The 11,832-nt window shown below is 65.3% G+C and carries 11 protein-coding genes; 5 read left to right on the top strand and 6 right to left on the bottom strand.

Annotated features, from left to right (window positions below; genetic code table 11):
• The first annotated feature begins 2 nt into the window (after window positions 1-2).
• Window positions 3-641, top strand: a complete 639-nt coding sequence (locus tag AC1DB0_RS03030; RefSeq protein WP_054425172.1) for a TetR/AcrR family transcriptional regulator — start codon at window positions 3-5, stop codon at window positions 639-641.
• Between the two features lie 7 nt (window positions 642-648).
• Here AC1DB0_RS03030 and AC1DB0_RS03025 read toward each other — a convergent pair whose 3' ends face one another.
• The 4 genes from AC1DB0_RS03025 to prfB form a co-directional block, all read right to left on the bottom strand.
• Window positions 649-978, bottom strand: coding sequence for a preprotein translocase subunit TatB (locus AC1DB0_RS03025; RefSeq protein ID WP_175169273.1), 330 nt, complete (start codon window positions 976-978; stop codon window positions 649-651).
• Window positions 979-1,002: 24 nt separating this feature from the next.
• Window positions 1,003-2,526 (bottom strand): lysine--tRNA ligase, encoded by a 1,524-nt coding sequence (lysS, locus tag AC1DB0_RS03020; protein WP_476756596.1) that lies wholly within the window; start codon window positions 2,524-2,526, stop codon window positions 1,003-1,005.
• 10 nt (window positions 2,527-2,536) lie between these two features.
• Window positions 2,537-3,292, bottom strand: a complete 756-nt coding sequence (locus tag AC1DB0_RS03015) for an SDR family oxidoreductase (protein ID WP_054425178.1) — start codon at window positions 3,290-3,292, stop codon at window positions 2,537-2,539.
• Window positions 3,293-3,333: 41 nt separating this feature from the next.
• A protein-coding gene (gene prfB / locus AC1DB0_RS03010; RefSeq protein ID WP_476758597.1) for a peptide chain release factor 2 occupies window positions 3,334-4,438 on the bottom strand; the annotation gives its coding sequence in 2 pieces (ribosomal slippage) (window positions 3,334-4,356 and window positions 4,358-4,438; 1,104 coding nt in all).
• 263 nt (window positions 4,439-4,701) lie between these two features.
• Here prfB and AC1DB0_RS03005 point away from each other — a divergent pair.
• A complete protein-coding gene (locus AC1DB0_RS03005) occupies window positions 4,702-6,012 on the top strand; it encodes an MFS transporter (RefSeq protein ID WP_054425182.1) in 1,311 nt (436 codons plus the stop codon).
• Window positions 6,013-6,090: 78 nt separating this feature from the next.
• On the opposite strand, the gene recJ is transcribed toward AC1DB0_RS03005, so the two are convergent.
• A complete protein-coding gene (gene recJ, locus AC1DB0_RS03000) occupies window positions 6,091-7,791 on the bottom strand; it encodes a single-stranded-DNA-specific exonuclease RecJ (protein WP_476756598.1) in 1,701 nt (566 codons plus the stop codon).
• Complete coding sequence (locus AC1DB0_RS02995) at window positions 7,773-8,777, bottom strand: hypothetical protein (protein WP_476756599.1); 1,005 nt, start codon at window positions 8,775-8,777, stop codon at window positions 7,773-7,775. The genes recJ and AC1DB0_RS02995 overlap by 19 nt, the downstream gene beginning before the upstream one ends.
• Window positions 8,778-9,015: 238 nt before the next feature.
• On the opposite strand from AC1DB0_RS02995, the gene AC1DB0_RS02990 reads away from it, so the two are divergent.
• From AC1DB0_RS02990 to AC1DB0_RS02980, 3 genes are read left to right on the top strand one after another with little or no spacing between them, the layout of a single operon-like run.
• On the top strand, window positions 9,016-10,248 hold the full coding sequence (locus tag AC1DB0_RS02990; RefSeq protein WP_245636394.1) for a lipoprotein-releasing ABC transporter permease subunit: 1,233 nt from the start codon (window positions 9,016-9,018) through the stop codon (window positions 10,246-10,248).
• Entirely contained in the window at window positions 10,241-10,945 is a 705-nt protein-coding gene (gene lolD / locus AC1DB0_RS02985; RefSeq protein ID WP_054425190.1) for a lipoprotein-releasing ABC transporter ATP-binding protein LolD, read from the top strand. Before AC1DB0_RS02990 ends, lolD begins: the two co-directional genes overlap by 8 nt.
• Before the next feature lie 39 nt (window positions 10,946-10,984).
• Entirely contained in the window at window positions 10,985-11,800 is an 816-nt protein-coding gene (locus tag AC1DB0_RS02980; protein WP_476756600.1) for a TatD family hydrolase, read from the top strand.
• The last annotated feature ends 32 nt before the right edge of the window (window positions 11,801-11,832 follow it).

Raw genomic sequence — 11,832 nt, 5'->3', positions numbered from 1 at the left:
TCATGACCAAGACCGTGGCCGCCGTGCCGCGCGACGAAGGCACCGATTCCGAACGCCGCCGCGAACTGGTGCTGACGGCGGGGCGGCTCTTTTGCAAGCACGGCTATGAGCGCACCACGGTGCGCGAACTGGCGCGCGCGGTCGGGCTGCAATCCGGCAGCTTGTTTCACCATTTCCGCAGCAAGGAAGAAATTCTGGTGGCGGTGATGAACAACGGCATTCAGGAAGTGATCGATGGCGGCGAGCGCGCGCTGGCGCGATACCACGCCCCGGCCGATCGTCTGGCGGCGCTGTTCCGCGTGCACATGTGGAGCATGCTGCAAGGCGCGGGTGGCGATGCGATGAACGCGCTGGTGTACGAATGGCGCAGCTTGTCCGCACCCAGCCAGGCGGCCGTGAAAGCGCTAAGCGACCACTACGAAGCCATGTGGCAGTCAGCGGTGGCGGGCGCGGTGGACGCGGGGCTGCTCCAGGGGGATGCACGCGTCATCAAGCGCTGCGTGCTGGGGGCAATGAACCTGACGGTGCAGTGGTACAAGCCCGGCGGGCGTCTTGCGCCTGCCGAGTTCATTGATGCGATGTTGTTGGCGTCGCTGCCGGCTTTGCCCGCGGGAGCGGGGGCGTGGCCCGTTGCGGCATAACGGCGGCTTAGCCCCGGCGCTTGAGGAAGGCGCCGACGGCGCAGGCGACAGCCAGCGCCAGTAGCGACCCGGACACCGTCAGCAGGTAATCGGCTTCGCCGTGATAGCCGCCACCGGTGACGCCGCCCGCCACGCCGCCCATCCACAGCAGGGCGGTCATCAGCGCCGCCACGGCCGAGATCGCGGCGGCGATGCACAGCGCAATGAAGACCGGACGTCGCGCTCGCACGGGCGCATAAGACGCGCCCTGCGAGCCCGGCTGGATGCGGCGGGGTTGCTTGATCCAGTAGACCAGCCCCGCCACCACCAGCAGCAGCATCAGGATCTTGAAGATCATGATGCCGCCGTGGCCTTGCGGCCTTTAGTCTTCACGGCGCAGGTGCGGGAAGAGGATGACGTCACGGATGCTGGGGCTGTCGGTCAGCAGCATGACCAGGCGGTCGATGCCAATGCCGCAGCCGCCCGTCGGAGGCATGCCGTATTCCAGCGCGCGGATGTAGTCTGCGTCGTAGAACATGGCTTCTTCGTCGCCGGCGTCCTTGGCTTCGACTTGCGAGCGGAAGCGTTCGGCCTGGTCTTCGGGATCGTTCAACTCCGAGAAACCGTTGGCGATTTCGCGGCCCGTCATGAACAGTTCGAAGCGTTCGGTGATGCCTTCGCGCGTGTCGGAAGCGCGCGCCAGCGGCGACACTTCGACCGGGTAGTCGATGATGTAGGTCGGGTTCCAGAGCTTGGCTTCGGCCGTCTCTTCGAACAGCGCCAGTTGCAGCGCGCCCAGGCCGGCGCGCGACAGCACGGGGCCGTCAGCGTCCGCGCCCAGCTTCTTCAGCTCGGCGCGCACGAAGGTGGCGTCGTCCAGTTGTTCCTGGGTGTAGCCCGGCGCGTACTTCAGAATGGCTTCGCAGATGGTCAGGCGGTCGAACGGCTTGGACAGGTCCAGTTCGCGTTCCTGATAAGTCAGCACGGCGCTGCCGGTGGCCGAAATGGCGGCCTGGCGGATCAGCTCTTCGGTGAAGTCCATGAGCCAGCGGTATTCCGCAAAGGCTGCATAGAACTCCATCATCGTGAATTCAGGGTTGTGACGCGGGCTGACGCCTTCGTTGCGGAAGTTGCGGTTGACTTCGAACACGCGTTCAAAGCCGCCGACGATCAGGCGCTTCAGGTAGAGCTCGGGCGCGATGCGCAGGTACATTTCCATGTCCAGCGCATTGTGGTGCGTGACGAACGGCTTGGCCGCAGCGCCGCCCGGAATCGGGTGCAGCATGGGCGTTTCGACTTCGAGGAAGCCGGCGTTCAGCATGAACTGGCGGATGCTGCCCACGGCCTTGCTGCGCGCTTCGAACGTGCGGCGCGTGGTGTCCGTCATGATCAGGTCAACGTAGCGCTGGCGGTAGCGCAGTTCCTGGTCGGCTACGCCGTGGAACTTGTCCGGCAGCGGGCGCAGCGACTTCGACAGCAGGCGAGCCGTGGCGGCGTGCACCGACAGTTCGCCCTTGTTGGTCTTGAAGACCGACCCTTCGATCGCGATGATGTCGCCGATGTCCCATTGCTTGAACGCGGCGTAGTTGTCTTCGCCCAGCGTGCCACGGTCCAGGTAGATCTGGATGCGGCCGGTGCTGTCTTGCAGCGTGGCGAAGCTGGCCTTGCCCATGACGCGCTTGAGCATCATGCGGCCGGCGACCTTGACGGTAACGGCGGCGGCGGCCAGGGCTTCCTGTTCTTCACCGTCGTACTTGTCGTGCAGCGCGGCGGCGCGGGCGTCCGGAACGAAATCGTTGGGGTACGCGACCCCGGTTTCGCGCAGTTTGGCCAGCTTGGCGCGCCGTTCGGCGATCAAGCGGTTTTCATCCTGGGCGGGGGCCGGAGTGGTCGAGTGGTCGGTCATGGTCGGGGGATCAGTCGTAATTGCGGATGTCGTCGATTTCGGTCGTGCCGAAATCTTCGCGATCCAGGTAGGCGAGGATGCGGGTGGCCACATTGGCGGGCGAAGACAGCTTGCCCGTGGCGTGGAAGTCCTGGAACTTGGCCAGGGCCGGGAAGCTTTCCGGGTCGCTGGAACGGATGGCGACCTGCATGTCGGTGTCGACAATGCCGGGGGCCAGCGCAACGATGCGCGCGCCGTCGGCGCCTTGTTCCTGCTTGACCACGCGCGAGTACATATCGAGCGCGGCCTTGGTGGCGCAGTAAACGCCCCAGCCGGCGTTCGGGTTGCGGCCCGCGCCGGAGGAAATGTTCAGCACGCGGCGGTCGGCCTTCAGGTCTTCGACGGCGGCCAAAAAGCGCGCGGTCAGCAGCATGACGGCGGTGACGTTCAGATTGAAGGCGGCGGTGATGGCCGCGCTGTCGATCAGGGCGTCGGTGCCGGTCACGGGGTGCACCGTGCCCGCATTGTTGATGAGCAGATAGCGTTTGGCGTCGCGCGGCAGGGCCGAGCAGATGCGTTCGGCCGCGGTTTCAGCCGCCTTCAAGTCCGAGAGGTCCACGGACAATTGTTCCAGCTGCACATCCTGCGACCGCGCATAGGCGGCCAGCTCGGGGTCTTCGCGGCGCGCCAGCGTGATCAGGCGCGTGCCCGGTTTGGCCAGGCCGCGCGCCATGGCGGCGCCGATGCCGCGCGAGGCGCCGGTAAGGATTGCGATGGTGTCAGACATTCGTGGACCTCTGGGTACGGTGAGGGGAAAAATCGCGGAACTTAGACGCCTTGCTTCAGGCTGGCCTGGATGAAGGGGTCCAGGTCGCCGTCCAGCACTTTCTGCGTGTTGGAAATTTCAACGTTCGTGCGCAAGTCCTTGATGCGGCTCTGGTCCAGCACGTAGGAACGAATCTGGTGGCCCCAGCCCACATCGGTCTTGGAGTCTTCCAGCTTCTGCTGTTCGGCCATGCGGTTGCGCATTTCCAGTTCGTAGAGCTTGGACTTCAGCATCTGCATGGCTTCGGCGCGGTTGCGGTGCTGCGAACGGTCGTTCTGGCACTGCACGACGATGCCCGTCGGGATGTGCGTCAGGCGCACGGCGGAGTCGGTCTTGTTGATGTGCTGGCCGCCCGCGCCTGACGCGCGGTAGGTGTCCACGCGCAGGTCGGCGGGGTTCACTTCAACTTCGAACGATTCGTCCACTTCCGGGTACACGAACACGCTGGCGAACGACGTGTGGCGGCCGCCGGAGGAGTCGAACGGGCTCTTGCGGACCAGGCGGTGCACGCCGGTTTCGGTGCGCAGGTAGCCGAAGGCGTATTCGCCTTCCATCTTGATGGTGGCCGACTTGATGCCCGCGACGTCGCCTTCGGATTCTTCCAGCACTTCAACCTTGAAGCCCTTGCGCTCGGCGTACTTCAGGTACTGGCGCAACAGCATCGACGCCCAGTCCTGCGCTTCCGTGCCGCCGGCGCCAGCCTGGATGTCCAGGAAGCAGTTCAACGGGTCGGCCGGGTTCGAGAACATGCGGCGGAATTCAAGGTTTTCCAGCTTTGCCTGGAAACCGTCGGCGTCTTGTTCAATGGCTTCGAGCGTGGAATCGTCGTCGTCGGCCGCGGCCAGTTCGAACAATTCATTGGCGTCGGCCAGGCCCGTGCTCAGACCGGTGAGCGTTTCCACCACGTCTTCCAGGGCTTTCTTTTCACGGCCCAGGTCTTGGGCGTGCTTGGGGTCGTTCCAGACGGCCGGGTCTTCGAGCTCGGCGTTTACAACGTGCAGGCGTTCAGCTTTGGCATCGTAGTCAAAGATACCTCCGTAGAGCCTGTTCGCGCTCCGCGTAATCGGCGAGGCGGGCTGCGAGCTGGTTCTGACGTTCGGCTTCCATGATGATTCCTGATGACTTTTGTGCGAAACCTGGCATTTTACCGTGGATGGAACAACTACGCGGGCGCGTGTTGCAAGAAGAGGGACGGATTGGTCTCTAGGGGTTTGCGTGGGGATGATGCGAATCAGCCTTAGTTGTTCAGTTTTTTGTCAACCCGTGGGTTCTAGGCTAGACACAGCGGCCATTGCGTCCCCGATCAGGGGCGGGGGCCGCAAGATGCCGGCACGCAGCCGGCCTATCCCGCTAGAGGACAGGAGACATAGATGGAAAACACGATGACCCCCGGGGTCACGCCGGCGATCCCGGCGAGTGAGGAGGACCGCATCTACCGCAAGGTAGGCTGGCGGCTGGTGCCGCTGTTGGTGGTGTGCTACGTCGTGGCCTACCTGGACCGCGTGAACGTGGGCTTCGCCAAACTGCAAATGCTGCAGGAGCTTCAGTTCAGCGAAACGGTGTACGGGCTGGGCGCAGGCATTTTCTTCATCGGCTACTTCATCTTCGAAATTCCCAGCAACATCATTCTGCATAAGGTTGGCGCGCGAATCTGGATCGCGCGCATCATGATCACGTGGGGCATCATTTCCGCCTGCATGATGTTCGTGACCAGTGTGCATATGTTCTACGCGTTGCGCTTCCTGCTGGGCGCAGCCGAAGCCGGGTTCTTCCCCGGCATCATCCTGTATCTGACCTATTGGTATCCGGCTGCACGGCGCGGGCGCATTACGACGTTCTTCATGACGGCGGTGCCGATGTCCGGGCTGATCGGCGGCCCGATCTCGGGCTGGATCATGTCCACGTTCCATGGCGACCACGGCTTGTCGGGCTGGCAGTGGCTGTTCCTGCTGGAAGGCATTCCGTCGGTGTTGATCGGGGTGCTGGTGCTGATCTATCTGGATGACCGCATCAACAAAGCCAAGTGGCTGACCGCCAACGAGAAAGCCGTGCTGATCCGCAATATCGCGGCCGAAGAGCAGCAAAAGGAAGACCCCCCGATTCGCGCCGCGCTGACGCGTCCGCGCGTGTGGGCGATGGCGCTGATCTACTTTTCATTCGTGATGGGGTTGTATGGGGTGGGCTTCTGGATGCCGAGCCTGATCAAGAGTACGGGCGTGCAAAGCCCGCTGGCGATTGGCTTATTGACGGCAATTCCCAACCTGTTCGCCGTGATCGGGATGATCTTGATTTCCCGCAATTCGGATCGGCTGCGTGAACGCCGCTGGCACGTGGCGCTGCCCGCGCTGTTCGGCGCGGTGGGGCTGTTCTTCTCGGCCGTCTGGAGCGGCAATACGGTGCTGGCGATTTTGGCGCTGACGGTGGCCAACATCGGCATCTGCACGGTGCTGCCCCTGTTCTGGAGCCTGCCCACGGCCTTGCTGGGTGGCACGGCGGCGGCGGCCGGCATTGCGCTGATCAACTCGGTGGGCAACCTGGCGGGCTTTGTCAGCCCGTATCTGGTGGGCTGGTTAAAGGACATGACCGGCACGACGAACACCGGCTTGTACATGCTGTCAGGCTGCCTGGTGGTGGGCGCGCTGGTGGCGCTGGCGCAGCCAGCCAAGCTGGTGAATAAATAACGGGGCGGCCCGGAGTCATGCTTCGGGCCAGTTGGAAAACACCGGCGGCGGCTTTTACGAGCCCCCGCCGTTTTGTTTTCACCCCGCGTGTTCAATCACCAATTGCACCGACACCATCCCGTTCCACACGTTTTGCTCCAGCCGGTACGCGGCCTGAATGTGTTCGGGCAGCGACTGATCATGGCCGAACCAGATGGCGTCAAAGCGTTGATGGCCGCGTTCCAGTGACAGCTTCAAGTGCTTTTCACCGACCAGGCGCTGGTTGCGCACGGTGAACTCATCCAGGAACAACGGCGCGGCAAAGCCCGCGCCCCACACCTGTTGTTGCAGCATGCCGGCCACTTCAGCATTGGCGTAACCGGACTCCAGCGAACCGTCGGTTTCGATGACGGGTTCGAAGGTGTCGCGCCCGGTCAGCTCACGCACGGCCGCGTCAAACGCGGGGGCGAAAGCGGGAAAATCTTCGCGGCCCAGCGTCAGGCCGGCTGCCATGGCGTGGCCGCCGAACTTGCGGATCAGGTTGGGATGGCGCTTGGACACGAGATCCAGCGCGTCGCGCAAATGCACGTCGGGAATCGAGCGGCCGGAACCCCGGATTTCGTCGTCGCCCGCGGGGGCGAAGGCCAGCGTGGGACGCCAGAATTTCTCCTTCAAGCGCGACGCCACCAAGCCCACCACGCCCTGGTGCCAGCCGGGGTCAAACACGCAGACCGTGGCGCCCGCTGACGCGTTGGGTTCTTCCATGGCGGCCAGCGCCTGTTCGCGCATCTCGGCTTCGATGGTGCGGCGTTCGCGGTTGATGTTGTCGAGTTCGCGCGCCATTTCCAGCGCTTGGGCTTCGTCGTCGGTGGTCAGGCAGGCGATGCCCAGACTCATGTCGGCCAGACGGCCCGCCGCGTTGATGCGCGGCCCCAGCGCGAAGCCCAGGTCGAAACCGTTGGCGCTGCGCGGCTCGCGGCCGGCCACGGCGAACAGCGCACGCAGCCCCGGTTGCAGACGGCCGCTGCGCATGCGTTGCAGGCCTTGGGTGACGAGCAGACGGTTGTTCGCGTCCAGCTTGACCACGTCGGCGACCGTGCCCAGCGCCACCAGATCAGACAGCGCATCCAGGCGCGGGCCGCCGTCGGCGGCATAGACGCCACGGCGGCGCAGCTCGGCGCGCAAGGCCAGCATCATGTAGAAGATGACGCCGACGCCCGCCAGGTTCTTGGACGGGAAGCCGCAGCCGGGCTGGTTCGGGTTCACGATGGCCAGGGCGTCGGGCAGGGTGTCGCCCGGCAAGTGGTGGTCGGTAATGACTACGCCGATGCCGGCCGCGTTGGCGGCGGCCACGCCGTCCACGCTGGCGATGCCGTTGTCGACGGTGATGATGATGTCGGGCTTGCCACTGCGGTGCGTGACGGCCAGGTCCACCACGGCAGGCGACAGGCCGTAGCCGGTCTCGAAGCGGTTGGGCACCAGGAAGTCAACATCCGCGCCCATGGCGGACAGCGCGCGCAGGCCGACCGCGCAGGCGGTGGCGCCGTCGCAGTCATAGTCGGCCACGATCAGCAGCTTCTTGCCGGCCTGGATGGCGTCGGCCAGGACGCCGGCGGCATGCGCCGAATGCGTCAGGCCAGCGGGCGGCAGCAGCGACGGCCAGGCGAGCTTGGTCTGGTCGGGATGGGTGACGCCGCGCGAGGCCCACAGGCGGGCCAGCAGGGGATGAATGCCCGAGGCTTCCAGAACGTGGCAGGCGTCCAGGTCAGCGGGGCGTATCGTTAAGCGGGGTGAGACCACCAGGCGCTCCAGTTTTTCTTGGGCGCGGGCAGCAAGCCAAGCAGGCCCCCACGCGGTTTCAGGGTCAGGGCGACTTGGCGGTCGTCGCCCAACAGCAGCAGGTCAGTGGGCGTATCCGGTACGCCCTGCTTGCCGGCCAACGGACGCAGGTGCTGCGCGTCCAGTTCAGCCAACGCGTCCAGCCAGGCGGACCAGTCGCCTGCGCGTTGCGGGGCGTCAAGCCCGGTCAGCACCCGTTCAGGGCCGGCCGGCGCGATGGGCCAGGGCCTGCCGCCGCCATATAGCCACAAGGCGTTGACGGGGGGCAGCCCGCGGGCGGCGCGGTCGTCGTTGACGGGGTGTTCGTGCCACGCCATCTGTATTTCATTCAGCAACCGGCGCCACGGACGCATGTCGGCATCCTGGCGCCACCACTCATTCAGCCGGTGGCCGGCCACGACGTGGGGCGATGCCGTCTGCGGCCGCAGCCCGTCGGGCAGCGTCAGCCGCCAACGCTGCGGCGACAAGGCCTGGACCGTGAAACCGGTGCCGTCGAACAGCGAACGAGCGGTGTCGAGCAGGGCAGCGGTTTCCTCGGGGCGCAGGTCCATCTGGTCCGGGTCCAGCAGGTTGGCCTGATCGGCCCCCAAGGCCAGGTGCACCAGTTCGGCGAGCCAGACGGGGGCGCCCGCCGCGGGAGCGCCCGCCGCAGGGTCGCCCGCCGCAGGATCGCCTGCCGCAGAATCGCCCGCCGGGGCTTGACCGGCCGCGAGCAGCGGCCCCAGGCCCGCGCCTTGCAGCAGACCGGGTTCGGCGGTGTAGCCGGCGCGGTTCAACTGCCAGGACTCAAAGGCGGTACAGCCGTGGGCGCGCGCATCGAAAGCGGCCGGGCGGGCGGCGCCCGCTTGCAGCCAGCTGTGCAGGGTGGGCGCGCGTTCGGGCAGGAGTTTGGCCAGTTCGGCGGCCACGGGTAGGGCGGGCAAGGCGCCCGGAATGACGATCAGCATGGCGGGGATTGTAGTCCGGGCGGGGGCGGGGACGCAGGCACGCAACGTATTGGGGAAGGACGCCGCGAAAGGGGCGCGAAAGAAGCCCGGGAACTAAGGCGTGCCAGCGCCTGCCATAGGTTGAAACGGCTGGTCGTGGAACCGCACATTCGCGGCGCGATTGTCGGGCCGTTAATGCCATAATGCGCACGTGCTGAAAATACCCTACGAACTATGGATAGGCGCCCGCTATGCCGGGTTGGCCCGAATCCGCCAGCGACGCGGGCGCCGCGATCGCTTCATCTCCTTCATCGCCGCCAGCTCCATGGCCGGTATCGCGCTGGGCGTCGCCGCCCTGATCGTCGTGCTGTCCGTGATGAACGGGTTCCAAAAAGAAGTGCGCGACCGCATGTTGTCGGTGCTGCCGCACATCGAACTCTATATACCCGGGGCCTTGCCCGAACGGGTGCTGGAGCAGTGGCAGCAGTTCTCTGACGCCGCCAAGAAAAATCCCGAGGTCAAGGCCGGCGCGCCATTCGTGGCCGCGCAGGGCATGCTGGTGCGCGGGCAAGCGTTGCGAGGCGTGCAGGTGCGGGGCATTGACCCTGCCACGGAAGGCAACGTATCTGACCTGCCGCGCCAGATGGTGTCGGGCAAGCTGACCGACCTGAAGGCGGGCGGCTTCGGCGTGGTGCTGGGCAACGAACTGGCCGACGGCCTGGGCGTGAAGCTGGGCGACACGCTGCTGATGATGGCCCCGCAAGGCTCGATCAGCCCCGCCGGTTTCGCGCCGCGCATGCGCCAGTTCACCGTGGTTGGCGTGTTCTCGTCGGGCCACTATGAATATGATTCGTCGCTGGCGTTCGTTGACAACGAAGACGCCGCGCGCGTGTTCCGCGAAAACGGCACGGCCGGCGTGCGCCTGCGTATCGCCGACATGCAGAAGGCCCCCGAAGTGGCCAACGAACTGAAAAAAGTGCTGCCGCCCTACGTGATGGCCAGCGACTGGTCGCGCAACAACCGCACCTGGTTCGCCGCCGTGCAAACCGAAAAACGCATGATGTTCCTGATCCTGGCGCTGATCGTGGCGGTGGCGGCGTTCAACCTGCTGTCGTCGCTGGTCATGGCCGTGAAGGACAAGCAATCGGACATCGCCATCTTGCGCACCTTGGGCGCGGGGCCGGGCGAAGTGGCGCGCATCTTCCTGGTGCAAGGCGCGCTGATTGGCGTGATCGGCACGTTGCTGGGGGTGGCGGGCGGTATCGTCATTGCCTACAACGTGGACGTGATCGTGCCGTTCATCGAGCGTCTGCTGGGCGTGCATTTCCTGCCGCGCGAGGTCTATTTCATCAGCGCCTTGCCGTCTGATCCGCAAGTGGGCGACATCATCACGATTGGCCTGACGTCACTGGTGTTGTCGCTGCTGGCAACGCTGTATCCCAGCTGGCGCGCCTCGCGTCTGCAACCGGCTCAGGTGCTGCGCCATGATTAAGATTCAAAACGCTGACGCCCTGACTCCTGCGCTGCAGGCCGAGAACATCGTCAAGGTCTACGACGAGGGCCCCGCCCGCATCGAAGTGCTCAGCAATGTCAGCCTGTCCGTCGCGCGTGGCGAGATGGTTGCCATCGTGGGTGCATCAGGTTCGGGCAAGAGCACCTTGCTGCATATCCTGGGCTTGCTCGACGTGCCGACCAGCGGCTCGGTGTCGGTGGATGGCCAATTGGCAGTCGGCCTGTCCGAAGCCAAGAAGAGCGCCGTGCGCAACAGCAGCCTGGGCTTTGTCTATCAGTTCCACCATCTGCTGGCGGAATTTTCGGCGCTGGACAATGTGGCGATGCCGCTTATCGTGCGCCGCGAGAACCGTGACAAGGCCCGCGAGGCCGCGCGCGAGGTACTGGCGCTGGTGGGCCTGGCCGCGCGCCAAGACCATTTCCCGGGTCAGCTGTCGGGTGGTGAACGCCAGCGGGTAGCGCTTGCGCGCGCGCTGGTGACGCGCCCGGTCTGCGTGCTGGCCGACGAACCCACGGGCAACCTGGACCGCAACACCGCGCACAAGATGTTCGAACTCTTGACCCAGGTGAATCAGGAATCGGGTACGGCGTTCGCCATCGTCACCCACGACCAGGAGCTGGCTGGCCGTGCCGACCGCCAATTGCTGATGGAAAACGGCCGCCTGGTATCGGGATAAGGGATGCGGGTGGATAATCCGCAACAGGAGGCCACGCCCATGCTGATCGACACCCACTGTCATCTGGACGCTGCAGAGTTCGATGCCGACCGCCAGCAGGTGGCCGACCATGCCTGCGAGGCCGGCGTCCAATCCATCGTCATCCCCGCCATCGAACGCGCCAATTTCGACATCGTGCGAAACATGGCGGCCGAAGTGGCAGGCGGCGCCTACGCGCTGGGCATCCATCCCCTTTACGTGCAGCGCGCCGCTGATTCCGATTTGGACGCGCTGCGCGACGCCATCAAAGCGTCGCTAGGCGATCCGCGCTTTGTCGCCATTGGCGAGATCGGCCTGGACTTCTTCGTGCCCGAGATATCTTCGGGCGAACCCCGCGAAAAGCAGGAACGCTTTTACGCCGCACAGTTGGCGATGGCCGCCGAATTCAAGCTGCCGGTGCTGCTGCATGTGCGCCGCTCGCAAGACATTCTGCTGAAGTATCTGCGCCGCCATGGCCGCATCGGCGGCATCGCGCATGCCTTTAACGGCAGCGCCCAGCAGGCGCAGGCCTTTATTGATCTGGGGTTTGCGTTGGGCATGGGCGGCGCCATGACCTACGAGCGCGCCTTGCAGATCCGCCGCCACGCGGTGGACGTCGACTTGTCGCATCTGGTGCTGGAAACCGATGCGCCAGACATTCCGCCCGCCTGGCTGCACCCCCCGCAACGCCGCAACCGGCCGGGGGAGTTGGCCCGCATCGCCCAGGTGCTGGCTGAGCTGCGCGGCATCACGGCCGCCCAGGTGGCGCACGCCACCACCGCGAACGCCATGCGGGTGTTGCCGCGTTTGCCGGCCGCCATTCTCGCTGACGACTGAAATCCGTCCCTGAATGTTGCCTGCGCGATAAC

It is taken from the genome of Achromobacter sp. 10T422 (assembly GCF_056394065.1).
The sequence above is the reverse complement of the archived record's forward strand: the minus strand, read 5'-3'. Positions and strand labels throughout refer to the sequence as shown.

Coding starts and splice junctions, on each gene's coding strand:
- AC1DB0_RS02995 (WP_476756599.1), bottom strand. CDS start 8,777: ATGCTGATCGTCATTCCGGGCGCCTTGCCCGCCCTACCCGTGGCCGCC.
- AC1DB0_RS03025 (WP_175169273.1), bottom strand. CDS start 978: ATGATCTTCAAGATCCTGATGCTGCTGCTGGTGGTGGCGGGGCTGGTC.
- lysS (WP_476756596.1), bottom strand. CDS start 2,526: ATGACCGACCACTCGACCACTCCGGCCCCCGCCCAGGATGAAAACCGC.
- AC1DB0_RS03005 (WP_054425182.1), top strand. CDS start 4,702: ATGGAAAACACGATGACCCCCGGGGTCACGCCGGCGATCCCGGCGAGT.
- lolD (WP_054425190.1), top strand. CDS start 10,241: ATGATTAAGATTCAAAACGCTGACGCCCTGACTCCTGCGCTGCAGGCC.
- AC1DB0_RS02980 (WP_476756600.1), top strand. CDS start 10,985: ATGCTGATCGACACCCACTGTCATCTGGACGCTGCAGAGTTCGATGCC.
- AC1DB0_RS03030 (WP_054425172.1), top strand. CDS start 3: ATGACCAAGACCGTGGCCGCCGTGCCGCGCGACGAAGGCACCGATTCC.
- AC1DB0_RS03015 (WP_054425178.1), bottom strand. CDS start 3,292: ATGTCTGACACCATCGCAATCCTTACCGGCGCCTCGCGCGGCATCGGC.